Below are 26118 nucleotides of genomic sequence, written 5' to 3' on the forward strand. Positions count from 1 at the left end.
ACAGCATGAGCAACAGCTTGGATACCAAACATTTATTAGTCGAACTCTTCGTCGAAGAATTGCCGCCCAAGGCATTGAAGAAAATCGGTGATGCCTTTGCGCAAAATCTGCAAGCATCGTTAAAGGCACAAGGTCTGCTTGCAGACAATAGCGTGCTGACGCACTTCGCATCGCCACGCCGACTTGCCGTGCACCTGACGCACGTTCTGGTGCAGGCCAGTGACAAGCAAGTGATGCAAAAACTGATGCCTGCAAGCGTAGGCCTGACTGCCGATGGCAAGGCAACGCCGGCATTATTGAAAAAACTGACCGCTTTAGGCGCGAACGACTCTGCAGTCGCAGACTTGAAGCGTGAATCCGACGGCAAAGCTGAAGTACTGTTTTTCAATAGCATCGTTACCGGCGTGACATTGTCTGATGGCTTGCAAAAAGCCATGGACGACACCTTGGGCAAACTACCTATTCCTAAAGTCATGGGCTATCAATTGGCCGATGGCTGGAGCACGGTCAACTTCGTGCGCCCTGCGCACGGCTTGGTCGCGTTGTATGGCGCAGACGTCGTGCCTGTTTCAGTGCTGGGTCTGACTGCGGGCAACATCACGCGCGGTCATCGCTTTGAAGCCGGCCTTGATCCGCTTTATATCCGCGATGCGGACAGCTATGCAAAGCAACTCGTCAGCGAAGGTGCAGTGATCGCCAGCTTCGCAGAACGTCGCGCAGAAATCGTGCGCCAGCTCGCCTTGGCAGCCAGCGAAGCCGGTGACAAGCTGACACCGATTCATGATGATGATCTGCTGGATGAAGTCACTGGTCTGGTAGAACGTCCGAATGTATTAATAGGGCAGTTCGAAGAAGCCTTCCTCGAAGTGCCGCAGGAATGCCTGATTCTGACGATGAAGGCGAATCAGAAATACTTTCCGCTGCTCGATAGTCTGGGCAATTTGAGCAACAAGTTTTTGATCGTTTCCAACATTCGTCCGGCAGACCCCAGCACCGTCATCGGCGGTAATGAACGCGTCGTGCGCCCACGGCTGGCGGATGCAAAATTCTTCTTCGATCAAGATCGTAAAAAGACGTTGGCTTCGCGCGTTGCCGGTCTGGATAAAGTCGTTTATCACAACAAGCTCGGCACCCAAGGCGAACGCATTGCACGTGTGCGGGCGATTGCGCAAGCCATCGCCACCAAGCTAGGGATTGATCCGCAACAAGCGGATGTCGCCGCACAATTGGCCAAGGCCGATTTGCTGACAGACATGGTCGGCGAATTTCCTGAATTGCAAGGCATCATGGGCCGTTACTACGCCCTGCATGATGGTCTGGCGGCAGATGTAGCCGATGCGATTGAAGACCACTACAAACCGCGTTTTGCTGGCGACACATTGCCGCGCAATCCAGTCGGAATGGTGGTTGCGCTGGCAGACAAACTGGAAACCCTGGTTGGCTTGTTCAGCATCGGGCAGATCCCTACCGGCGACAAGGATCCTTTTGCGTTACGTCGTCACGCCCTCGGTGTGATTCGCATGCTAATCGAAAGCAAGCTCGATATCGGCATCAATGAATTGATCGCCGCCGCTGAAAAGCCATTCAATGCACTGAGCGATGAACATCGCACTGCCTTGCTGACATTTATCTTTGATCGACTTGCCAACGCATTACGCGAACAAGGTTATAGCGCACAGGAAATCGATGCCGTACTCTCTTTGCAACCGCAACGCCTGGCCGATATCGCCAGCCGCCTCGCTGCCGTCCGCGCATTTGCCGCGTTACCCGAAGCACCGGCACTGGCTGCTGCCAATAAACGCGTAGGCAACATCCTCAAGAAAGTGGAAGGTGAGGTAGTCGCTCAGGTTGATGCAACTCTGTTGAAAGAAGCCGCCGAAGTCGCCTTGAATCAAACATTGATCAGCGTCAAACCACAGGCCGACGCCGCATTTGCACGTGGCGACTACAGCGCTTCGCTGCAGACATTGGCTGCCTTGAAGACCCCGGTTGATGCATTCTTTGACAGCGTGATGGTGAATGCAGAAGACGCTGCTCTGCGTAGCAACCGACTTGGATTGCTGGCCACTTTGCATCAGGCCATGAACCAGGTTGCCGACTTGTCCAAGCTAGCCAGCTGATCGCCCGCCATGCCATCCATCCCGAAAGCCGACCCGATGAAGCTCGTCATTCTTGACCGCGACGGCGTGATCAATTTTGACTCCGACACCTTCATCAAGTCACCCGAAGAATGGATACCTATTCCGGGTTCGCTGGAAGCGATTGCGCGGCTGAATCAGGCTGACTATCGTGTAGTCGTCGCCACCAATCAATCGGGTATTGCACGCGGCATATTCAACATCATGGCGCTGAATGCCATTCATCAAAAAATGCATGCAGCAGCGCAATCGGTAGGTGCGGAAATCGATGCCGTATTCTTTTGTCCGCATGCAGCCGACGATAGCTGCGATTGTCGCAAGCCTCAGCCCGGCATGTTGCACACCATCGCCAAACGCTTTGATGTGAGCCTCAAGGGATTGCCGATGATAGGCGACTCGCTACGCGATTTGCAGGCAGGCTTTGTGGTCGGTTGCGCGCCTTATCTGGTACTAACCGGCAAAGGCGCAAAGACACTGGCCAAAGGTGGTTTGCCGCCCGGCACCACCAGCTATCCCGATCTTGCCGCCGTGGTCGATCATTTATTAAAAGCGCCCGCGCTCATTTACGCTGTTTGAATAGCGTTGCACTTAATCTGGAGTTTTAATGTCACGTGCCATTTTGTTTTTGCGTTCGTTGTTGTTTGCATTGATCATGCTGATCGCCACCTTGATATGGGCCCCTGTCTGTTTTCTGGCGGCACCTTTGCCCTATAACAAACGGTATTTCATTACGTCGCGCTGGAACGTCTTCATCATCTGGCTGGCAAAAGTCTTGTGCGGCATACGCTATGAAATCAAGGGTTATGAAAACCTGCCTGATCAACCTGTGATCCTGTTGTCGAAGCATCAGTCAGCCTGGGAAACCATTTTCCTGCTGTGCAAAATGACACGGCCACTGGTATTCGTATTCAAGAAGGAACTGCTCTACGTTCCTTTTTTTGGTTGGGCACTTGGTTTGTTGCGCATGATCCCTATCGATCGTAGCAGCGGCAAGGATGCATTTGCCCAGGTCGTCGTGCAAGGCAGACGACGTCTGGCAGATGGTCAATGGATCATCATGTTCCCTGAAGGGACACGCATTCCTGTCGGTCAAGGTGGACGGTACAAGGGTGGCGGTGCACGCCTCGCGGTGGAAACCAATACCGTAGTCGTTCCGATCGCCTTGAATCCGGGCAAATGCTGGCCGAAAAACTCCTTCATCAAACACCCGGGCTTGGTCACTGTGTCTATCGGCAAGCCAATTTCACCGGAAGGCAAGAATGCCGTTGATCTGATGCAGCAAGTCGAAAATTGGATAGAATCGGAAATGCGTGTGATTTCACCCGATGACTACCGCGCCGAGCCGTCGCAAAAACCTTAACGGACCTGCACATCCTTGAAGCTGCTTCGTCACACATCGCCTGATCCGCAACAGCTTGCGCTGCAACTCGATTTCTTTTCGTCCGATTTTTCATCGCAACCGAAAATCGATCATCCTGCTCCCAAGCATTCGCCGGGATCCTCGCTACCACCCAGCGCGGCCTCAAACGGCGATGCAGCCAAACCCGTAGCCATTGGCAAACGCCGCGTGCATGTAGGCGAGCATCATCTGGATTACACGCTGGTGCGTTCCAAGCGCCGCTCTATCGGCTTCATGATCGACGATGATGGCTTGCGTATCACGGCACCGAAATGGGTAACGCTGACCGAAATCGAAAATGCGATTTGCGAAAAACAACGCTGGATTTTCACCAAACTGAATGAACGCCGCGCACGTTCTGCACGGCGCTTGCAACCGCAAATGGAATGGCGCGATGGCGGCACCCTGCCCTATCTGGGCAATGACATCACCTTGCGCATACTGGCGACGCAGAGCGCCGGCATTCTGTACGATGCGGAGTCACAAGAATTGACCGTATGCCTGCCATCGGATGCAGCCGAACAGCAGTTAAAAGATCGTGTCCAGGGTTGGTTGCAACTGGAAGCCAAACGCATCTTTGCTGAACGCCTGCCGCTTTATGCAAAAAAACTCAGCGTCAGTTATCAATCGTTTGCATTGTCGTCAGCGATGACGCAATGGGGCTCTTGCACAGCGGATGGGAAAATTCGTTTGAACTGGCGCCTGATACACTTTGCATTGCCGTTGATCGACTACGTGATTGCGCACGAGTTATCGCATCTGCGCGAGATGAATCACAGCCCGCAATTCTGGGCAACCGTACAATCGGTATTCCCTGAATTTGCAGCAGCCAAAAAAGCCTTGCGCGAGCACGCGCCGGAGACGCTGCCCATCTTTTGAGCAATGCAGTCCATGCTGCATCGCTTCACGCATTACTTCACGTCGCGAGTTACACCAACATCTGGCTTGATAACTAATATTGAATGCATGCGCATGCATTCACCGGCTCAATGTGGCCGTTCGTTGTCTTTGCGTTCGATGAATTCGATCTTGTAACCGTCGGGGTCGGTAACGAATGCAATCACAGTGCTGCCGCCTTTGACCGGCCCCGCTTCACGCGTCACATTGCCGCCGGCTTTTTTTACATCGGCGCATGCCTTGTAGGCGTCATCGACTGAAATCGCGATATGCCCATATGCGGTACCCATCTCATAGCTGTGCTCGCCATGGTTATACGTCAACTCCAATTCTGCATGATCAGGATTACTGCCGTAACCAAGAAAGGCCAGCGTATATTTGTATTCAGGATTTTCAGTCTGACGCAGCACTTTCATGCCGAGCACCTGGGTATAAAAATCGATCGAGCGTTGCAAGTCGCCGACGCGAAGCATGGTGTGAAGAATGCGCATGAATCTCTCCGCAATATGAATTGAATGAAGCGCTTATTTTATGACTATCAGGCATTTCTTGCCGACAGCGTGTGCTTGCAAAGTCAGATTACAAGCGATTGGCGAGCGCAACGTAGTGTGCGAGAGGAATGGTTTCCGGACGCATTTTCGGATCGATGCCGACTTCGATCAAATCACTCTCGACAAACATGCCTGCCAGGCAGTTGCGGATCACCTTGCGGCGTTGCGAAAACGCTTTCAGCACAACTTGTTCCAGCTTGGTTTGATCGCAATACAGCGGGTTTGCGAGGGGAATCATGCGCACGATTGCTGACTCGACGCGCGGCGGCGGATCGAATGCCGTCGGCGGCACAATAAACATCAATTCCATTTGATAACGCCATTGCAGCATCACCGACAACCGACCATAAGTCTTGCTGCCTGGCTCGGCGACCATGCGTTCCACCACCTCCTTTTGCAGCATGAAATGCTGATCCTGTACATGCGGGGCCATCTCGGCGAGATGAAACAGCAAGGGGCTGGAAATGTTGTAAGGCAGATTGCCGACCACGCGTAATTTGCTGCCGGCAGGCACTGGAATTGTCGAAAAATCGAATTGCAAGGCATCGGCAGAATGGATGATCAGTTTTTTTGGATCAAAGTTCTTTTTCAGCCGCTCGACCAGATCCCTGTCCAGTTCCACTACATGCATCTGATCCACGCCCTCCAGCAACAGGCGCGTCATTGCCGCCAGTCCGGGGCCAATTTCCACCATCGTATCCTGCGGTTGCGGATCGATTGCACGAATGATGTTGTGCAGAACTCCATCGTCGGTCAGGAAATTCTGGCCGAAGCGTTTACGCGGAATATGTTTCATTGATTGTGCGTTTCAAGCCGAGATGAATCAGCGGGTTATTTGTTAGAAGGTTTAAACCGATGCTTTTGACGCGGCAGCCATTTGTGCGGCAACTCGTATCGCTTCCAGCATGCTGCCATGATCGGCCAGGCCCAAGCCGGCAGCAGCCAGATCGAGTGCAGTACCGTGATCGACCGAGGTGCGGACGATCGGCAAGCCCAATGTGATATTGACGCCCAGACCGAAGCTGGCGTACTTCAATACCGGCAAACCTTGATCATGGTACATCGCAAGTACGCAATCGGCATTGACCAGCAGCTTTTGTTGAAACAAGGTGTCGGCAGGATAAGGGCCGCTCACATCACAGCCCCTGGCCTGCGCTGCCTGCAAAGCCGGCGTGATGACATCGATTTCTTCCCGTCCCAGATAGCCGCCCTCACCTGCATGTGGATTCAAGCCGGTTACCAGTATGCGGGGCTGGGCAATGCCAAATTTATTCCGCAAATCCGCATGCACGATATCGATGATGGCGGACAGGCTTTCAAACGTAATCGCTGCGGCCACATCTTTCAACGCCAGATGCGTAGTCGCCAAGGCGACGCGCAAAGGCTGCGGCGTCGCATTGGTCGCCAGCATCATCACAACTTGTTTGGTGTCGGTTTTATCGGCCAGGTATTCGGTGTGACCGGTAAAGGGTACACCGGCATCATTGATCGTGCTTTTTTGCAGTGGCGCCGTGACGATGGCATCGAACCAGCCTCGTACTGCACCATCGATGGCGATATCCAGCGTTTGCAGCACATAACGGCCGTTACGTGCATCCAGCTTGCCGGGTACGACATGCGCCGCGAGCGGACAGTCGATGACAGCAATTTGATCACGTGGAAATGCAGGCAGGCCGCTGTTGCGTACGGCCTGCAAGGACAAGGCAGAAAGGTGAATATCCGGATTGATGGCGGCGGCGATCATGGATAAAAATGCTGCATCGCCTATCAATACGCTTTTTACATCAGCGCGTAGTTCCCAAGCCGCACGAATCGAAATCTCCGGACCTATCCCGGCTGGCTCACCACACGTAATCGCAATGGTTGGGCGCTTACTCACGACTTGTACAAACCTGGGCGAACATTATCTGTCTTCCGTCCGATATTCAACATAGGCGCGATCGCGAACCTGGCGCAACCACTCTTGCGTTGCCTCCTCTTGTTTCTGTTCGCGAATAGCCTGACGTGCAACCATGCGCTGACGCTCTTGCGACACGTCGTCAGCCTTGCGTTCTTTGACCAGAATCAAATGGTAGCCGAATGGCGATCGAATTGGTTCGCTGACTTCACCGATAGGCAAAGCATCCATGGCACGCTCGAATTCAGGCACGGTATCGCCAGGATAAATCCAGCCGAGATCGCCCCCCTTGGATGCCGAGAAATCATTCGAATAAAGACGCGCAAGTTCTTCAAATGTTGCGGCCTTGTTGTCCAGACGTTGTTTCAATTCAGTCAGCTTGCGACGCGCATCCGCTTCCGTCACCACCTGATTCACCTTGATCAGGATATGGCTTGCATGGGTTTGCTTGACGGTTGCCGCTGCTGCTGTGCTGCCGGCGCTCGGATCGGCACGCATGATGCTCTGTGTGCGCTTGCCCAGCAGCTTCAAGACGTGAAAGCCGTTACCGCTTTTTACCAAAGGCGCAATCTGTCCCTGCTGCAAATTGCCTACCGCATCGATAAACAATTGCGGCAAACGCTCCTGGCTACGCCAGCCCAATTCGCCTCCGGTCAATCCATCCGTACCGTCAGAGTATGCCGCGGCCAGCTTGGCAAAGTCGCCGCCTGCATTCAATTGCGCAATGACTTCTTCCGCGCGTCGCTTGCTTTCTGCCAGCTGTTGCGGCGAAGCGTTTTCAGGAACGCGAATCAGAATCTGGCCGATATTGAATTCCTGCGGTGCGGTCGTCGTCGCGGAACCGTCATGCGCGCCCATATAGGCATCTATTTCCGCATCCGATACCTGGATTTTGTTGTCGACTTCGCGCTCGCGCAAACGCTGCAAGATCATCTCGTTGCGAATCTCGTCACGAAATTGAGAGTAGACCATGCCATCTTGCTCCAGGCGTTTGCGAAACTCCGACATGGTCAATTTGTTCTGATCTGCGATACGGGCAACAGCACGATCCAGAGAAGTATCATCCACTTTGATGCCCGATTCCTTGGCCTGCTGCAATTGCGCGCGCTCTACGATCATGCGCTCGAGTAATTGACGCTGCAGTTGTTGCATCGGAGGCATTTGACCACCCTGGCTTTTCAGACGCCCTTCAATGACTTTGAGTCGCTCTAAAAATTCGTAGCGCGTAATCACGTCATTGTTAACCACGACGAGGATCGCGTCTGCCAGTCGCGGCTGCACAGCAGGCTTGGGCGCATTGCTCGGCTCCATGTTTTGCGCAATAGCGCCGCCCATCAAACCACAAGCCAAACTCAGCAAAACCAATGCGCTCTTGGCACACCGAACAGGATGTTGATTGGCAAACAAGGAGGAGAAGAAAATATTCATGATTTTTACGTACAAACTTAATATGTGACGTTAGAAGGTTTATTGATGACTTGATAGCCGGGAATACTGGTGCGTAACGCTTCCATCGGATCAGAGCCTAATTTTGTCAAACCGCTTAATTCAAGCTGGAAGAAAAGCGAAGAAGTCGATTTGCCGGTTGCGGTCGGGATTCTTTGTCCAACAACGCGGAAAATCCAGCAATCTGCCTTGTATTCCAAACCAAGCAAACCTTCCGATACCTTGCTATCCGGCAGCGAATAATTGACTCGCCCAACGCCATACCAGCGATCGGCAATCGGCCACTGTCCAGAAACGTCAACTTGCTTCAATGCATTCGGCACGTCGCGACGATAAGTCAGATTCAATACTTTCTTCGGCTCAGGCCGCCAACTGACACCAGCATTGGCACGACTGACACTTTTCTGTGTCGCGCTGTATTGCAGGTTGCCTTCCGTGCTGAGTGAATTGGATACACGCAACGTGCCGGATGCCAACCAGTCTGAACTGCTTTCATTACTAGGCACGCACGTACTCTGTCCACTCGCAGGCAAACACACGCGCTGATCATCGAAATACAATCTTTGTGCCAGTGCCACGCGCAGGCGTTCAGCACCTGTCGACTCAATATATCGTGAGACCATCGCAACCGTCAGCTGGTTCGCATCGCTGATACGATCATTGCCGATGAAACGATTTTCACTAAATATCTGCGAAAAACTCAAGTCCGCCAGTGCACTGTCAAATACAGGGAATTGGCTCTGATCTTTATACGGGGTTCGCACGTAGAACAGTCGAGGCTCCAGCGTCTGCGTCGCAGCATCACCGAAAATGCTGGTCTCGCGTTCAAATACCAAGCCGCTGTCTAAAGAAAAAGTCGGCAATACGCGGTTATAGTTTGAACTAATGTTGGTCGCAGGGTCTTGCACATTATAAGTCGTCGCGTGCATCGACACTCTAGGCGTCAGGAAATAGCCGGGACGAACGATGGGATAGGAAACACTGGGATTGATCACATAACGCTCGCCACGCACCAGATCCGGATGCCAAAAACGGGTCGCTTCGCCTACCGCACTCCAGTCGAAACCGTTCACATCCTGACGACCGCCTTGCAAGGTAAATTGCGGCAAACGATCATATGGCCGCGCAATAGGCGAAAGCGGGTCTTGCAGCACTTGATAATTGGATGCGCGCGCAGTCGCATTCCAGAAATTGCCGGCATAGTTGAAATACAGATCGCGCAACAACAGGCGTTCAGTACTCGTCGCCAGATTCCGTGAGAAATCGCTAGGGTAATTATCGTCGGATGCCGCTTTTACATTCCAGCCAAACGAAGCCTGTGGTGTAAAGCGCTGATTATGTATCGAAGCGATCGAATACCGATTTGTCTGGGTCTGCGCGTCATTGGCTAGATACTCAAGCTTGGTTTCGCCCGCGTAATTATTATCAAGATAACGCGCATCCGCACCCAGTTGAAAACCGCGACGCTCGATATATCGTGGCGTTAATGTCAAATCGCGGTTGGGCGCAATATTGAAATAATAAGGAACTGCAACTTCAAAACCGCCTGTACTGGTGGTTCCTATTGTGGGCAACAGCACGCCGGATTTGCGTGCTTCCGACAAGGGAAAAGACATGTACGGGGTGCCGATGATAGGTACGCCCTTGAAGTAAATCAATGTCGCGCTTGCAGTACCGATATCTCGTCCGTTATCGAGATGCATGGTATTCGACTTCAAGTACCAATCCGGATCGGGGCCTTCACAGGTGCTGTAAGTACCTTGTGTAATGAGCGCTCTATCCTCTGCCTCGAAGTCGATGCGATCGGCTTTGCCTTGCGCATTATTTGCCTTCATGTGATAGGTCGGGTTCAAGACATAGCCCTGACCTTCATCAATCTTGAAGCGCATCTTGTCGCCGGTGTAGCGATCGCCGAAACGGTTCATTTTCACATTGCCGCTGGCCTCAACTTCGTCTTCTTCTATCCAGTAGGTTGCGTGGTCGGCAGTGAGCGTCGTTCCGCCGCGAATGATTTCCACATCGCGTTCCAGCACGATCTCGCGATCCGGACGGCCGGTCATCTGCTCAGAACTGACCTGAGTTTCCGCTTCAGGCGTTTTTTCCTTTGCCGGTTTGACGCTGATTTGCGCGGAGGCGAACGTCGAGGTACAGACCGCAGCGACGAGGGCGGTCATCTTGGCAAGGGGACGTTGAATAGGACGATAAGAGAAAAGCCAGGTCATGAAAATAAATTTTTGAATACCATCTCTGGCGATTTTTCGAATGTAATCACTTATTATATGGGAACTCACTACTCACAAACCGAATTCCTAGGCTCGCTTCATGTCTTTACATACTGCATCAGATTCCTCCGGCGATCCACGTCTGACCCAACTTCAAAACTGGCTGGCCTCGTTGCCTGCTCCGTCGCTCCTGCTGGCATCGCTGAGACCGGCGTCCTCTGATGCAAGTTTTCGCCGCTATTTTCGCATTGATGGCACCGATGGCAACAGTTACATCGTGATGGATGCCCCGCCGCCCCAGGAAGACGTACGCCCTTTTATCCATGTCGCCGACGTTTTTGGCGCAACCGGTGTTTCTGTGCCAAGCATTCTGGCACAGGATATTGAATCGGGGTTTTTATTATTGTCCGATCTGGGGTCAACCACGTATCTGCAATTGTTAAATCCGGACAATGCGCACAAGCTCTACATCGATGCAATTGATGCCATGGTGCAGATTCAGCTGCATAGCACACCGGCGGTGCTGCCTGAATACGACCGCGCACTGCTGTTACGCGAACTGATGCTTTTCCCTGAATGGTATATCGGCAAGCATCTAGGCCTAACCATGACCGAGAAGCAAACTGCCACGCTGAACAAGGTATTCGATGCACTGCTCGCCAACAATCTGGCACAGGCGCAGGTCTATGTGCATCGCGATTATCACTCGCGCAATCTGATGGTGCTGCCGAACGGCAATCCCGGGATACTCGATTTTCAGGATGCCGTATACGGACCGATCACCTACGATCTGGCCTCGCTGCTGCGCGACGCTTATATCCAATGGGATGAAGAAATCGTGCTCGACTGGGCAATCCGTTATTGGGAACGTGCAAAACGCGCAGGCCTTCCTGTGAACTCCGATATCGATTCCTTCTATCGCGATTTTGAATACATGGGATTGCAGCGCCACCTGAAAGTGCTCGGTATCTTTGCCCGCCTGTATCACCGCGACGGCAAGGACGCTTATCTGAAGGATATGCCACTTGTGATGGAATACACACGCAAGGCTGCGCATCGCTACAAAGAGCTCGCCCCACTCGTCAGATTATTGGATGAGCTGGAAGACAAGGCACCGCAAGTCGGCTATACATTTTAATCGGCCATGCAAATGCGACGCGATATTGAACTGCTTCGTGCAGAGGAAATTTACTCATTTACACAAAGAATGCGACAACCATGAAAGCGATGATTTTCGCTGCTGGACGTGGCGAAAGAATGCGCCCGTTAACCGATACATGCCCCAAACCCTTGCTGAAGGTACGCGGTCGTCCGCTGATCGTCTGGCACGTCCTGAACCTGGTACGTGCCGACATCAAGGATATCGTCATCAACCATGCCCATCTCGGCCACATGATCGAAGAAACGTTAGGCAACGGTGAGCAGTTCGGTGCCAATATTGTTTACTCCGCAGAAGGCACCGCACTGGAAACCGCTGGCGGCATTGCAAAAGCACGGCATTTGCTGGGCGATGAGCCTTTTATCGCTCTTGCGGCAGACATCTACTGTCCCCACTTTGACTTTGAGCAGGTAAAAGGCGTGCTGGAAGATAATGACGTGTGGGGCAATCCACATCCGCTGGATAAGCGCGATGTTGCGTGGTTGTATCTGGTCAAGAATCCCGCGCACAATCCGCAAGGCGATTTTGCACTGAACAGTTTTTCCGTCATCAACGAAGGCGAACCGCGTTTAACCTTTTCCGGCATAGGCGTCTATCGCCCATCGATGTTTGATTCGATTAGTGCAGGAGAGCCTGCCAAACTGGCACCGCTATTGCGCGAATACGCGTCGCGCGGCCAGGTCGGCGGCGAGTTATATCGCGGCACCTGGAACGATGTCGGTACTGCAGAACGCCTGACTGAACTGAACGCACCTTTGACAGGAAAATAAAATGAAAAGCTACGTCGCCAGACGCGCGTCACTGATCGCTCAAATGCAGGCCAAAGGGGGCGGCATTGCCATCATCCCGACGGCACCTGAAGTCATGCGCAATCGCGATGCCGATTATCCATATCGGCACGACAGTTATTTTTATTACCTGTCCGGCTTTACCGAACCGGAGGCAGTGATCGTCTTGATTGCCGGCGTTGCCGGCGAAAAAAATCAAGCCATTTTGTTTTGCCGTGAAAAAAATCTGGAACGTGAAATCTGGGATGGCTTTCGCTACGGTCCGGAAGCAGCGCGCACCACATTCGGTTTCGATGCTGCCTATTCGATTGATGCCATCGATACTGAGTTGCCGAAGCTGATGGCGAATGCGCAGGCCTTGTTTTACGCACTCGGCAGCGACAGCAAACTTGATGGGCAAGTGCAACGCTGGCTGCAAGCAGTACGCGGACAGGCACGTGCTGGCGTGACACCACCCAGCACCGCCTTCGATGTACACGTGCTGCTGGATGAAATGCGCTTGAGCAAGGATGCAGCCGAGATAGACATCATGCAGCGCTCGGCCGATATCGCCGCCGCCGCGCACAGACGCGCTATGCGCATCGCCAAGCCCGGCCTGCGCGAGTATCATCTGGAAGCAGAAATCCTGCATGAATTCCGCAACAACGGTTCCCAATTTCCCGCCTACGGCTCGATTGTCGCCACTGGCGCAAATGCCTGCGTATTGCACTACCGCGCCAGCGATGCCGAATTGCACGATGGCGATCTGGTGCTCATCGATGCCGGCTGCGAACTGGACAGTTATGCGTCCGATATCACGCGCACGTTTCCCGCCAACGGAAAATTTTCCGGACCGCAAAAAGAATTGTATGAAATCGTGCTGGCATCGCAATATGCGGCGATAGCAGAAACACGTCCTGGCAAACGCTTCATGGATGGTCACGATGCAGCCGTCAAGGTACTCGCGCAAGGCATGCTGGATACCGGCCTGCTCGACAAGAACAAGGTCGGTACGCTGAGCGACGTCATCGAAAATCGCGCCTATAGCCAGTTCTACATGCACCGCACCGGGCACTGGCTGGGTATGGATGTGCATGACGTCGGTGAATATCGCGATGCGGCACCAAGCGGCACAGAAAAACCGTGGCGCACCCTGCAGGCCGGCATGGTCCTGACCGTTGAACCAGGCATCTATGTGCGCCCCGCAGAAGGCGTGCCCGAGCAATACTGGAATATCGGCATACGCATAGAAGACGATGCGCTGGTCACCGCTAACGGCTGTCACATCCTGAGCGCCGCGGCGCCGAAAACAGTCGCCGATATCGAAGCATTGATGCAGCACGATTAAACCGCATGCCAACCGATTTCGATATTGCTATCTGCGGCGCGGGCCCGGTCGGAGTGACACTGGCAGCATTGCTGGCCAAGCAGGGGATTGCGCCTGCACGTATCGCCTTGATCGATGCAAAAGCGATAGAGCAAACGTCGCGCGATCCGCGTTCGATTGCATTGTCTTATGGCAGTCGGCAGATTTTCGAATCGATCGCGTCCTGGCCCATCGCGGCAACGCAGATCAATCAGATACACGTTTCACGTCGCGGTCATTTCGGTCGCACGATGATAGAGCGTGAAGAATACAATTTGCCGGCGCTCGGCTATGTGACGCGCTATGGGGCAATGGTGACGGCATTGAATGCGCAGGCAGCGAGGATCGGCATTACCTTAATGCGTCCGGCCACCGTGACCGATCTGGTCGAAAACGATGATGTGGTGACCCTCGCCTTTGCTGACCGTGCATCGATTACCGCAAAAATTGTCGTGCAGGCAGAAGGTGGCATTTTTACCGAACAAGTAAAAAAATCCACGCATCGCGATTACGGCCAAACTGCCATCGTCGCGCATGTGACCGTCAGCGCACCGATTATGCACCGCGCATTCGAGCGCTTCACCGACGAAGGGCCGTTGGCGCTGTTGCCGCAGGATGAGGGTTACGCGCTGGTGTGGTGTGTGCAAGCCGAGACTGCGCAACGCTTGCTTGCTGTGAATGATGCAGTTTTCCTGCAAGAGTTGGGCAAAGCATTCGGCATGCGGCTGGGAAGTTTCACGGCAACGACGCAACGCAACGCGTTCCCGCTGGGTCTGAATGCGCAAGCCGCATCATCCAGCAGAACGGTAGCCATAGGTAATGCCGCACAAACCCTGCATCCGGTTGCGGGGCAGGGATTAAATCTCGGCCTGCGCGATGCCAGCGTATTGGCAAGATTGCTGGCCCGGCATATGAGTCCGGCGGCACTGCATGAGTTTTCTGCCAGCAGGATAGCGGATCGTAGTACCACGATTCGTATGACGGATATCATGGCGAGGATTTTCGCCAGTGCCTCTACTGGTGGACTGGGGCAAGCCTTGCTGGGATTTTCCCTAGGCCTGGTTGATGGAATAAAGCCGGCGAAAAAATTATTGGCAGAACAGATGATGTTTGGCAGGCGCTCCTGAGATTCAGCCGAAAAGCTTTTGCAGCAGCGTAGGAACATATCAAGCGCCCAACAAAAAAGCCGCCTCACTGTGATGGGAGCGGCTTTTTACTTCAGCGCCTAGCTTGCTGTTAGCGTACCTTCATTGCACGTCCGTACCACGCCATTTTTCACAAGGATGGAAAACCTGTGATCCCTGCCGCTAGTCAAACATGGCGGTGCTCAAACCCCGACTTCTGCGCGCTGGAATTCTGCCCAATTGACCTTCGCCGCTTTTTTGGCGCCATTCTCGGTCATCGTTTCAAAGCAACGTGCTTTAGTAGTTTGAATCGCATCGATCAAAAAATCGGCATCATACACTTTCAGCAAATGCGACTGATGCGTTTCCATGTATTTCTTGATGCGGTCACGTTCGCAAGGCAGACTTTGCAGCGCGTGGAATACGTCGCTGTCCCAGTGCCAACTCAGGCCGAGCTCATAAAATGCGGCGTTATATGCAGCCAGATGACATTCAACGGCATTGCCTATTGGACATTGTTCAAGTTCGACCATAGCACTTCTCCTTCGGTGTGTGCACGTCATTGCGGAAACCAGTCCGCGATCCCTTTTGCAGACTTCGAGGACATCGTAAAGGCTAAAAATGATTAGGTATAGTTAAAGTATTTAATAACAATCATTAGCGATAGATAATGATTAGCGTATCCCATCCCTTCATTTTTTATGAAAATGAAGGGATGAAAAAATAAAAGCTGCGCTTTATCGCAATTCTTGACAGTCGTCATAGGTGATTTTCCAGAGGACGCATTACTGTTTGGCGCTGGAGTTGAACACAAAGTGAACCGAGCTATCTGCCTCGTTCAAAGCTGGTATTTACAGAAATATTTCGGGATTGATTGCGTCATGAAAGTCATCGTTTTGGGCTCGGGCATTATCGGCACGGCATCCGCCTGGTTCCTGAACAAGGCGGGGCACGACGTCACCGTGATCGAACGGCAACCCGGTGCCGCGCAAGAAACCAGCTTTGCCAACGGCTGCCAGATCTCGGTATCGCATGCGACGCCATGGGCAAATAAGACAGCGCCGATGACGATCTTCAAGTCGCTAGGCAAGGAAGATGCGCCTTTGCTTTATCGCTTCCGTGCTGAATGGCTGCAGTGGAAATGGGGCATGAATTTTCTGCGTGAATGCACGCCCAAGCGTACCGTTCATAACATTCACCAGATTGTTGCGATCGCCGAATACAGCCGCCAGACGCTGCAAACCCTGCGTACCGAAGTCGATATCGATTACGACTGCCTGACGCGCGGCATCCTGCATTTTTATACCAATCAAAAAGACTTTGATGAATCGCTGGCATCCGCCGCTGTGATGCGCGATCTCGGCTGTCCGCGTGTCCCGATGAGCGCGGATGAAGCCATCAAACTGGAGCCTGCGCTGGCTCAGATACGCGCGCAAATTGTCGGCGCAGATTTCACTGAAACCGATGAATCCGGCGATATCTACAAGTTCACTACGGCACTGGCCGGTAAGGCGCAGGAACGCGGCGTGGATTTTCAGTTCAATACGACCGTCACTCGCCTGATAACCGAAGGCACAGGCGCAAGCGCGCGCATCACGGCGGTGGAAGTCATTGATGCAGCAGGTCGCCATCAAACCTTGCGCGCGGATGCGTTTGTGATGGCGATGGGAAGTTTTTCCGTCCAGGTCCTGAAGCCGCTAGGGATAGACTTGATGATCTATCCTGGCAAGGGGTATTCGGCGACCTACCCGATCTTGAATCCAGAACTGGCACCCACGGTATCGCTGATCGATGATGGCTACAAGCTGGTGTTATCGCGCTTGGGCGACAAGTTGCGCGTGGCCGGAACCTGCGAATTCAATGGCTATACGCGGGAATTGAATGCTACCCGTTGTGCAGCCATCACGCGCCGCACGCGCGAGTTATTCCCCGATGCCTGCGATTACGAGAACCCTGCTTATTGGGCCGGCTTGCGCCCATTGACGCCATCCAATGTGCCATACATAGGCAAGACCAGGTTCAGTAATCTATTCTTGAATACCGGCCATGGGTCGCTGGGTTGGACCATGGGTTGTGGTTCGGGACGTGCGATTGCAGATATTGTTTCAGGACTTCATCCTGATGTGGATTTCGCGTTTACCGGAATGACCGCGCGCAAGAGCAATGGCGCAAGAATATTATCTGCCAGCCCAGACAAACACATTGCTTGAAAAATGAGCACGGCCTGAGATTACTGGGTCGCGGCAGTCAGCACATCGTCAAAAATGATGCGATCCCCACCGCTCAGCAATAAAAAATGTTTGCCGCTGCAACGCGCTATCAGCGACATATTCAATCGTTCGGCCACCATGTGCCCCATTTGCGTTGCTCCCGAACGCGACAATAGGAATGGGATGCCCATCTGCGCCCCCTTCATTACCATCTCGGACGTCAGGCGTCCCGTCGTATAAAAAATCTTGTCTTCACCTTGCACGCCATCGAACCACATCTTGCCGGCAATCGCGTCGACAGCGTTGTGGCGACCAACGTCTTCGACGAAGTAAATCAATTCACCTTGCGCAGAAAACAGGGCGCAGCCATGTACCGAGCCGGCTTGCTTATACACAGATCGATGGGTGCGTATCGTATCGATGACTTTGTATAAGGTAGATTGCGCCATGCGCGCATCGGCAGGCAAGGAGATCGCATCGACTGCATCCATCAACCCCCCGAATACCGTACCCTCGCCGCCACCAGTCGTTACTGTGCGCTTGGCAGTACGTTCTTCTATATTTTCAATGCCGTTACGCGTGACCACGGCAACTGCATCGACATCCCAGTCGACTTGCACCGACAAGATGTCTTCTATATTTTTGATGAAGCGCTGATTACGCAGATAGCCGAGCGTCAATGCTTCAGGCGCACCGCCCAACGTCATCAACGTCACCAGCTCGCGTTTATCCACATAGATCGTCAGCGGCTGCTCAGCCGGGATAGCGATCATCGAAGTACGGCCGCGCTCATCCATGACTTCAACATCATGTGTCAGCTTGCGCACTGCATGGGATAAGGTCGGGCGAACACTCATATCTGGGATATTGAACAGGAAAAAATCAGGCAGAAACCGCTGGTCTCTGGCTCGCGAAAACGAGCGATACAAAACATGCCGCAATTATGCCATCACACGGCTTATCCAGATGCAAGGCTGAAGGCAAAAATAAAAACCGGCACTTGCTGCAAGAGCAAGTGCCGGTTTAATTACGAACAACTACAGACTGAGTCGTCTTAGTTAGCTGTTGCCATACTATTCGTCAAGTTGACCAAAGCCTGACCGCCACCGTAACTTGTTTGTACTGGTGCCGTACCGCCCATCGTGATACGGATTGCGCAGTATTTAAACTCTGGGATCTTGCCGAACGGATCAAGAGCAGAGTTCGTCAAACGGTTAATTGCCGCTTCGTAGTAGCAGAACGGTACGAACACCGCGCCACGTGGCGAACTATCATCAGCACGCGCATACAAGGTGACGTTACCGCGACGCGATTCCAGCGTGATCAAATCGCCAGGCTTGCCGCCCATTGCAAGCAGATCCAGCGGATGAATCAACGCGATTGGATCTGGTTCGATCGAATCGAGTACGGTTGCACGGCGCGTCATACTACCTGTGTGCCAGTGCTCCAGTTGACGACCAGTGATCAAGACCATTGGGTACTCAGTATCCGGACGTTCATCCGCAGGAATGATGTCAGCAGGGACGAATCGTGCACGACCACTTTCACGCGGGAATTCGTCCACAAACACGACTGGATCACCTGGATCACCTTCTTTCAGGCAAGGATAGGTAACCGCATCTTCGCGCTCCAAACGTTCCCAGGTAATTCCGGCAATGCTAGGCATGGTGTGACGCATTTCGTCAAACACTTCCGACACGTGTTTGTAGTTCCAGTCGCAACCGAGGCGATTCGCCATTTGCTGGATAATCCACAAATCTTGCTTGGCTTCACCAGGTGGATTGATCGCTTGGCGCCCCATCTGAACGGTACGATCAGTATTCGTGAACGTGCCATTTTTTTCCGGGAAGGCACTCGCCGGCAAGATCACGTCAGCCAGATAAGCGGTTTCGGTCAGGAAAATATCCTGCACGACCAGATGGTCCAAAGCTGCCAGTGCTTCACGTGCATGGTTCGCATCCGGATCCGACATCGCAGGATTTTCACCTTGGACATACAAGCCACGAATCTTGCCATCGGTAATCGCATGCATGATCTCAACCACGGTCAGGCCTGGTTCAGGATCGAGCAAATCGACCGACATATTCCATGCTTTTGCAAAATTGGCACGAATCTTAGGATCGGTAACGCTTTGATAATCCGGATACACCATAGGAATCAAACCAGCATCCGATGCACCTTGCACATTGTTTTGACCACGCAATGGGTGCAAGCCAGTACCTGGACGGCCAATCTGACCCGTCATCAGCGACAGCGCAATCAAGCAACGCGCATTGTCGGTACCGTGGATATGCTGCGATACGCCCATGCCCCACAAGATCATCGATGCTTTGGATGTCGCATACAGACGTGCAACGTAACGCAAGGTCTCTGCATCGATGCCGCAAATTGGCGCCATCAATTCAGGTGTGTAGCCTTCGACGTTTTTGCGCAGTTCTTCGTAACCGATGGTACGGCTTTCGATAAACTCTTTATCAACCAAGCCTTCAGTAACGATCACGTTCATCATCGCATTCAACATCGCGACGTCGGTATCCGCCTTGAATTGCATAAAGCGATGCGCAATACGCGACATATCTGTACGGCGTGGATCACAGACGATCAATTTGGTGCCGTTGCTGACTGCATTCTTGATCCAGGTTGCAGCAACCGGATGGTTCACGGTCGGGTTGGCACCAATGATGATGACGACTTCTGCCTTGGTCACGTCCATCACCGGATTCGATACCGCGCCTGAACCGATACCTTCGAGCAACGCCACAACTGACGATGCATGGCACAAACGTGTGCAGTGATCGACGTTGTTGCTACCGAAACCGGTACGCACCAATTTCTGGAACAGGTACGCTTCTTCGTTACTGCCTTTGGCTGAACCGAAACCGGCCAGCGAGCGTTTGCCGTGCGTATCGCGAATCTTGGCGAAAGTACCACCGGCAACTTCCAGCGCTTCTTCCCATGTCGCTTCGCGGAATACTTCCATCACGCGATCCGGATCCATGATGGCATCACCACGTTTAGGTGCATCAGCACGGCGAATCAAAGGCTTGGTCAAACGGTGCGGATGGTTTGCATAATCGAAACCGTAACGACCCTTGACGCACAGACGTTCGCGGTTGGCAGGACCATCGCGACCTTCAACATAAAGAATCTTGTTGTCTTTGATGTTGTAAGTCAGTTGGCAACCAACGCCGCAATATGGGCAAACGGATTCAACCTTCTTATCCGGCACGCTCATCGCAACATCACGGGCTGGCATCAGGGCGCCCGTTGGGCAAGCCTGCACGCATTCGCCGCAAGCAACGCAGGTCGATGCACCCATCGGGTCATCCATGTCGAACACGATTTGCGCATGGTCGCCACGGAAGGCCAAACCGATAACGTCGTTTTCCTGTTCGTCGCGGCAAGCACGTACGCAACGCGTACATTGAATACATGCGTCCAGATTGACTGTCATAGCTGGATGCGAAAAATCAGGGGCGACGCGTGCGCGCGCTTCGAAACGTGGTTTGCCCACTTCCATTTTCGCAGCCCACTCGTCCACTTCATTGTGGCGTGTGTAATCGGTTTCCGGCATGTCAGACTGCAACAGTTCCAACACCAGCTTTTGCGATTTTACTGCGCGTTCGCTTTCGGTATTTACTTTCATACCGTTAGTTGGATTGCGGCAGCATGAAGGAGCCAGGACGCGTTCGCCATTGATTTCGACGACGCATGCACGGCAGTTACCTGCAGTGTCCATGCCTTCTTTGTAGCAAAGATGCGGGATCTCGATGCCTTCGCGCTTGGCGATGGTCAACAGCGTATCAGTTGCGCGGCCGGTTACTTCACGACCGTTCAATTCAAACGTTACTGTCGGCACTTCGAGTTGTGCCATTTCGCTTCTGGTAATTGCGTTCATTATCTTTTCACCTTAATCCGGGGCTACGTACTTAAGCCAACTCATGCGGGAAGTACTTGACGACACAGTCGATAGGGTTAGGTGCAGCCTGACCCAAACCACAAATCGACGAATCGCGCATGACCAACGAGAGATCTTCCAGCAAACCAACATCCCATTTCGGTTTCTTGATCAATTCTGCTGCTTTCGCGGTACCGACACGGCACGGTGTGCATTGACCACACGATTCGTGTTTGAAGAAGTCCATCATGTTGCGTGCTGCTTGAACTGCGGTGTCTTTATCCGACATCACGATCACAGCTGCGGAACCGATGAAGCAGCCGTATGGTTGCAAGGTATCGAAATCGAGCGGAATGTCGTTCATCGATGCTGGCAAAATACCGCCCGATGCGCCACCTGGCAGATAGCCGTAGAAGGTTTGACCTTCCAGCATGCCGCCGCAATGTTCATCGATCAATTCTTGGATCGTGATACCCGCTGGCGCCAGTTTGACGCCAGGATTTTTGACGCGACCGGAAACCGAATACGAACGCAAGCCTTTGCGACCGTGACGACCGTGCGAAGTAAACCATTCGCCGCCTTTTTCCAGAATGTCGCGTACCCAGTACAGCGTTTCAAAGTTGTGTTCCAGCGTAGGACGGCCGAACAAACCAACTTGCGCCACGTAAGGTGGACGCAAACGTGGCATGCCGCGTTTGCCTTCGATCGATTCGATCATCGCGGATTCTTCACCGCAGATGTATGCTCCGGCGCCACGACGCAGGAAAATTTCCGGCATATTGGCGATAGGTGGATTGGCTTTCAGTTTAGCCAGTTCCGCTTCCAGCATGGTGCGGCAACCGTGGTATTCGTCACGCAGATAAATGTAAATAGTCTGGATGTCCACCGCCCATGCGGCGATCAGCATGCCTTCGAGGAAACGATGCGGATCTTTCTCGAGATAGACGCGATCCTTGAACGTACCTGGCTCGCCTTCATCGATATTAACAGCCATCAGACGCGGGCCTTTTTCGCCGCGTACGATGCGCCATTTGCGACCGGATGGGAAACCCGCACCACCCAGACCGCGCAAGCCGGAATCTTCCATCGTCTTGATGACAGATTCAACATCACGCTCACCGGAAACACATTTCTTCAACAGATCGTAGCCACCAGCACTTTGGTAGCCGGCAAGGTTGACGATGTCGCCAGCTGCTTGCGTAATTTGTTTGCTTTCAACCGTCGCCTGCACTGCTTCGCAGGTTGCGTGAATAACTGGATTCTGACCGACGACAGCGACTGGAGCCTGCTCGCAACGGCCAACGCAAGGTGCAGCGATAACGCGCACTTCTTTGCCCAGAAGTTTTGGCAGTTTAGCCAGCAAGTCACGGGCGCCCGCCATTTCACACGACAAGCCGTCGCAGACGCGAACGGTCAATGCCTGTGGCGCATCTTCGCCTTCTTTAACGATATCGAAGTGGTGATAGAAGCTTGCGACTTCATAAACTTCGGTTTGTGCCAAACGCATTTCTTGCGCCAGCGCTGCCAGATGAGTGGAAGCCAAATGACCGAATTTATCCTGGATTTTGTGCAGATGTTCAATCAGCAAATCAGGTTGACGCGACTCGTCACCCAATAATGCACGCACTTCTTCCAGCGCAACTGGATCAACGCGACGACCTTTCGGCGCCTGACGCTTACGCTCTTTCGTATTTACAACTTCCTGCACTGCAATTGGGATGACTTTGTGGTTCATGATAGTTCCTAATCAACTTACAAACACCGGACCGTTATCCGGGTTTTATCAACGTGCGCTTTATGCATTAGAGATCGCAGAAAATTAATTCTCTGCGATCGTTTCGCTACCAACATCTGTGCTGCCTGCATCTATATCTACTGCGAATACTTGTTACCAATATCTACTACTAGCGAACGATTTCAACGTACGTATCGCCCGTCTTTATTTATCAGGGTCAGCTCGACAAAATTGCTGCCTGTGTGATCCTTTTCGCTGTAGCTGAGCGAAACGCCGCCCATATCTACCCGCTGCATCGTTTCCAATCCGCGCACAAAACTGTCGCGCGTCAAATTACGTCCTGCACGGCGCAAACCTTCAACCATGACTTTCGCTGATAGATACCCTTCCAGCCCGGCATAAGAAACAGTTGCACCGCTTGCCTTGGCTGCCGCCTGAAACTCCTTGCCCAAACCGCTCGACGACAAATTCGGTGGCGGCGTCACTTGCGACAAAATCACGCCTGCAGCATCCCGTCCCAAATCCTTGATGAAATCCTGCGACGAATTATTCGACAGCGTCATGATCTGCATATGCCCGCCCTGCGCACGAATCGCCTTGATCACATCTACCGTATTCGAACCAGAACTCACAATAATCAGTGCATCCGGTTTTCCGCTTATCAGCTTGAGCGCGACCTCATTCACATTCGGTTTGATACGCGGAAAAATCTCAACAAAGGCCGGCTTCAACTTGAACTCAGCCATGCCCCTGTTAAATCCGTTGAGCCCATCGAGTCCTAGCGCATCGTCTTTCTCGTACGTCAGTAACCCAATGTTTTTAAATCCCAGCGTATTGAAATGCTCAATCGCTTTTACTACTTCATCCTGATACTTGGCCCGCACATTGAATACCCAGCGATTGACTGGCGTGTGCAGGCTTTCTGCTCCTGTACTGGGCGCTATCAAAGGTACTTTAGCGGCAGCAAGCTCAGGCAATATCGCAATGGTGTGCGGCGTACCGCGACTCTGAAACAATGCGAAAACTTTATCCTTTTCGATCAGCGCCTTGGCATTGACTAAAGCCTTTTCCGGCAGATACTGATCATCCAGCGTACGTATTTCTATCTTGCGGCCATTGACGCCGCCCTGCTTGTTGACCGCCGCGATATACGCCTGCGCGCCTTCATTCATTTCTTTTACCGTCCCGGCAACCGTGCCAGTGAGACCGATGGTTTGGCCAATCAGGATCGTGTTCTCTGTAACACCATCCTCAGCATGAACTGCTTGAAATACACCCGCCACCAACAACACGGCAGGCAGTATCTTTCTCCATCCCTTAACCATCAATCTTCTCCTCAGAAAACCATATATATGCTTTTTAAAGCACAACTTAGACTTCTTCGGTGCGCGTATCTTATCGACGCGTCACCCCCTTCAGCATTGACCGAGATCAATTTTTCACATGATCTTTAGTACATATGCGTATTGAACCGTCAAAAACAATTACAAAATCCGTCTTCTACCCGTATTTTCAATCAAAAAAGAATCATTCTCATTTGAGGGCGACATAAAAGCCCGTTCGCAATCCTATCTTAAATCGCTCAGAACACCAATTTTAGCAATCGTGCTTCAATCTGGTTGAATTAAGCATATACAACAGTCTCAGGCCAGTTCGTCAGGTCAGTTCAATAGCTATAGTCCAACCTGTAGCCACATAAAATTCTGCCCCAAATAAAAAGCCCCTACCTTTTCAGGCAGGGGCTCTTGAACCGCGAGTTACAGAGAGTATTTCTTTACGAAATAACGCCGTCTTTACGCAAGTCAGCGATTTGTTCCGCGCTATAACCTAGTTGGCCCAGCACTTCTTCTGTGTGCTCGCCAAGCAGAGGCGAACGCGTCACATCTGTCGGGCTGTCGGACAATTTGATCGGGTTACCGACTGTCAGGTATTTGCCACGTACTGGGTGATCAACTTCAACGATCGTGCCGGTTTCACGCAGCGATGGTTCTTCAGCGATTTCTTTCATGGACAAGATCGGGCCACAAGGGATGTCGAACTTGTTGAGAATGTCCATGGCTTCGAACTTGGTCTTGGTCTTGGTCCACTCTTCTACTGTTGCAAAGATGTGTTTCAAGTGCGGCAGACGCGACGCTGGTGTTGCGTACTCTGGATCTGTCAGCCACTCTTCTTTACCAATCACTTTGCAGATTGGTGCCCACACTGCACCTTGGGTGATGAAGTAAATGTATGCATTAGGATCGGTTTCCCAGCCCTTGCATTTCAGGATAGAACCAGGCTGACCGCCACCTGATGCATTGCCGGCGCGCGGCACGGAGTCACCAAATGGAGTATCCGGATATTGTGGATATTCCTTCATTACGCCCGTACGTTCCAGACGTTGCTGATCGCGCAGCTTGACTCGGCACAGATTCAACACGGCATCTTGCATAGGCGCCAGAACTTTTTGGCCACGGCCGCTTGAGTGACGCTGCAGCAATGCAGCGAGAATGCCAAGCGCCAAGTGGAGGCCGGTACCGCTGTCACCGATTTGCGCGCCGGTAACCATTGGTGGGCCGTCATCGAAACCGGTTGTTGATGCGGAACCGCCTGCACATTGCGCGACGTTTTCATATACTTTGCAATGTTCGTACGGACCAGGGCCAAAGCCTTTGACCGATGCAACGATCATTTTTGGATTGAGTTCGTTAATACGTTCCCAAGTGAAGCCCATGCGGTCGAGCGCGCCCGGCGCGAAGTTCTCTACCAGTACGTCGCACTCTTTGATCAATGTTTCGAGTACGGCTTTCCCTTTAGGGTTTTTTGTATCCAGCGTGATCGAACGCTTGTTGTGATTGAGCATCGTGAAGTAGAGACTGTCTGCTTCAGGAATGTCACGCAATTGACCACGTGTGGCATCACCTTCGCCAGCCCGTTCAACTTTGATCACATCCGCACCGAACCAAGCCAGCAGTTGGGTACATGTCGGGCCTGATTGCACGTGTGTGAAATCAAGAATGCGATAGCCGCTTAATGCCTTACTCATCAACTACTCCTATCTGTACAAAAAAAGCGCGAGCGGACACATGCCCGCTCGCGCCATGTTCAATAATTATGCATGGTTTGAGCCGTGGTATCTGGCGCATTTGCGTCCGGCGCTTCACCAAGGACGCTATGCATTTACTCATTTGACCAGTACCGAATTGCTACTTTATTCTTTACTTCCTTGCACTCGCAAGGCATCGAGAAAATCAGGTTCAGGATATAGAAAGAATCCCCGAAATATGCGCTTTTGCGCATGCTGATTCAAGTGGCCGTATCATATCGATC

At 52.5% G+C, this 26118-nt stretch carries 20 protein-coding genes; 9 read left to right on the forward strand and 11 right to left on the reverse strand.

What is annotated here, in order from left to right:
• Window positions 1–5: 5 nt before the first annotated feature.
• From glyS to ACFQO0_RS04455, 4 genes are read left to right on the forward strand one after another with little or no spacing between them, the layout of a single operon-like run.
• Window positions 6–2120, forward strand: a complete 2115-nt coding sequence (glyS, locus tag ACFQO0_RS04440; protein ID WP_382232821.1) for a glycine--tRNA ligase subunit beta — start codon at window positions 6–8, stop codon at window positions 2118–2120.
• Window positions 2121–2156: 36 nt separating this feature from the next.
• Window positions 2157–2714 carry a D-glycero-beta-D-manno-heptose 1,7-bisphosphate 7-phosphatase gene (gmhB, locus tag ACFQO0_RS04445; RefSeq protein ID WP_382234009.1) on the forward strand — a complete coding sequence of 186 codons (558 nt, stop codon included), beginning with the start codon at window positions 2157–2159 and terminating at the stop codon, window positions 2712–2714.
• A 28-nt stretch (window positions 2715–2742) separates the two neighbouring features.
• On the forward strand, window positions 2743–3498 hold the full coding sequence (locus ACFQO0_RS04450; RefSeq protein ID WP_382232822.1) for a lysophospholipid acyltransferase family protein: 756 nt from the start codon (window positions 2743–2745) through the stop codon (window positions 3496–3498).
• Between the two features lie 15 nt (window positions 3499–3513).
• Window positions 3514–4416, forward strand: coding sequence for a M48 family metallopeptidase (locus ACFQO0_RS04455; RefSeq protein ID WP_382232823.1), 903 nt, complete (start codon window positions 3514–3516; stop codon window positions 4414–4416).
• Window positions 4417–4523: 107 nt separating this feature from the next.
• On the opposite strand, the gene gloA is transcribed toward ACFQO0_RS04455, so the two are convergent.
• From gloA to ACFQO0_RS04480, 5 genes are all read right to left on the reverse strand, one after another.
• Window positions 4524–4925 (reverse strand): lactoylglutathione lyase, encoded by a 402-nt coding sequence (gloA, locus tag ACFQO0_RS04460; protein ID WP_382232824.1) that lies wholly within the window; start codon window positions 4923–4925, stop codon window positions 4524–4526.
• Window positions 4926–5013: 88 nt separating this feature from the next.
• On the reverse strand, window positions 5014–5781 hold the full coding sequence (gene rsmA / locus ACFQO0_RS04465) for a 16S rRNA (adenine(1518)-N(6)/adenine(1519)-N(6))-dimethyltransferase RsmA (RefSeq protein WP_382232825.1): 768 nt from the start codon (window positions 5779–5781) through the stop codon (window positions 5014–5016).
• Between the two features lie 51 nt (window positions 5782–5832).
• Window positions 5833–6864: a 4-hydroxythreonine-4-phosphate dehydrogenase PdxA gene (gene pdxA / locus ACFQO0_RS04470; protein ID WP_382232826.1), complete on the reverse strand. Its 1032-nt coding sequence runs from the start codon at window positions 6862–6864 to the stop codon at window positions 5833–5835.
• A gap of 24 nt (window positions 6865–6888) precedes the next feature.
• Entirely contained in the window at window positions 6889–8310 is a 1422-nt protein-coding gene (locus ACFQO0_RS04475) for a peptidylprolyl isomerase (protein ID WP_382232827.1), read from the reverse strand.
• Window positions 8311–8327: 17 nt separating this feature from the next.
• Window positions 8328–10550, reverse strand: coding sequence for an LPS-assembly protein LptD (locus tag ACFQO0_RS04480; RefSeq protein WP_382232828.1), 2223 nt, complete (start codon window positions 10548–10550; stop codon window positions 8328–8330).
• A 100-nt stretch (window positions 10551–10650) separates the two neighbouring features.
• On the opposite strand from ACFQO0_RS04480, the gene ACFQO0_RS04485 reads away from it, so the two are divergent.
• The 4 genes from ACFQO0_RS04485 (at window position 10651) to ACFQO0_RS04500 (ending at window position 14969) form a co-directional block, all read left to right on the forward strand.
• Window positions 10651–11688, forward strand: coding sequence for an aminoglycoside phosphotransferase family protein (locus ACFQO0_RS04485; protein WP_382232829.1), 1038 nt, complete (start codon window positions 10651–10653; stop codon window positions 11686–11688).
• Between the two features lie 80 nt (window positions 11689–11768).
• On the forward strand, window positions 11769–12479 hold the full coding sequence (gene murU / locus ACFQO0_RS04490) for an N-acetylmuramate alpha-1-phosphate uridylyltransferase MurU (RefSeq protein ID WP_382232830.1): 711 nt from the start codon (window positions 11769–11771) through the stop codon (window positions 12477–12479).
• Window position 12480: 1 nt separating this feature from the next.
• Entirely contained in the window at window positions 12481–13824 is a 1344-nt protein-coding gene (locus ACFQO0_RS04495; protein ID WP_382232831.1) for an aminopeptidase P N-terminal domain-containing protein, read from the forward strand.
• A gap of 5 nt (window positions 13825–13829) precedes the next feature.
• Window positions 13830–14969, forward strand: coding sequence for an FAD-dependent monooxygenase (locus ACFQO0_RS04500; RefSeq protein WP_382232832.1), 1140 nt, complete (start codon window positions 13830–13832; stop codon window positions 14967–14969).
• 200 nt (window positions 14970–15169) lie between these two features.
• Here the strand turns inward: ACFQO0_RS04500 and ACFQO0_RS04505 are convergent, their stop codons facing one another.
• Window positions 15170–15499 (reverse strand): HAD family hydrolase, encoded by a 330-nt coding sequence (locus ACFQO0_RS04505; RefSeq protein WP_382232833.1) that lies wholly within the window; start codon window positions 15497–15499, stop codon window positions 15170–15172.
• Between the two features lie 348 nt (window positions 15500–15847).
• Here ACFQO0_RS04505 and ACFQO0_RS04510 point away from each other — a divergent pair, with 348 nt between their 5' ends.
• The gene (locus ACFQO0_RS04510; RefSeq protein WP_382232834.1) at window positions 15848–17176 is read left to right on the forward strand and encodes a D-amino acid dehydrogenase; all 1329 of its coding nucleotides are present in this window, start codon (window positions 15848–15850) and stop codon (window positions 17174–17176) included.
• A 20-nt stretch (window positions 17177–17196) separates the two neighbouring features.
• Here the strand turns inward: ACFQO0_RS04510 and ACFQO0_RS04515 are convergent, their stop codons facing one another.
• The 5 genes from ACFQO0_RS04515 to frc form a co-directional block, all read right to left on the reverse strand.
• On the reverse strand, window positions 17197–18033 hold the full coding sequence (locus ACFQO0_RS04515) for a formate dehydrogenase accessory sulfurtransferase FdhD (protein ID WP_382232835.1): 837 nt from the start codon (window positions 18031–18033) through the stop codon (window positions 17197–17199).
• Window positions 18034–18230: 197 nt separating this feature from the next.
• Window positions 18231–21074, reverse strand: coding sequence for a formate dehydrogenase subunit alpha (fdhF, locus tag ACFQO0_RS04520; protein WP_382232836.1), 2844 nt, complete (start codon window positions 21072–21074; stop codon window positions 18231–18233).
• A gap of 31 nt (window positions 21075–21105) precedes the next feature.
• Entirely contained in the window at window positions 21106–22809 is a 1704-nt protein-coding gene (locus ACFQO0_RS04525) for an NADH-ubiquinone oxidoreductase-F iron-sulfur binding region domain-containing protein (RefSeq protein WP_382232837.1), read from the reverse strand.
• A 182-nt stretch (window positions 22810–22991) separates the two neighbouring features.
• Window positions 22992–24134, reverse strand: coding sequence for an ABC transporter substrate-binding protein (locus ACFQO0_RS04530; protein WP_382232838.1), 1143 nt, complete (start codon window positions 24132–24134; stop codon window positions 22992–22994).
• Window positions 24135–24583: 449 nt separating this feature from the next.
• On the reverse strand, window positions 24584–25834 hold the full coding sequence (gene frc / locus ACFQO0_RS04535) for a formyl-CoA transferase (RefSeq protein WP_382232839.1): 1251 nt from the start codon (window positions 25832–25834) through the stop codon (window positions 24584–24586).
• Between the last annotated feature and the right edge of the window lie 284 nt (window positions 25835–26118).

This window comes from Herminiimonas aquatilis (assembly GCF_042665175.1).
Classification (GTDB): Bacteria; Pseudomonadota; Gammaproteobacteria; order Burkholderiales; family Burkholderiaceae_D; genus Oxalicibacterium; species Oxalicibacterium aquatilis.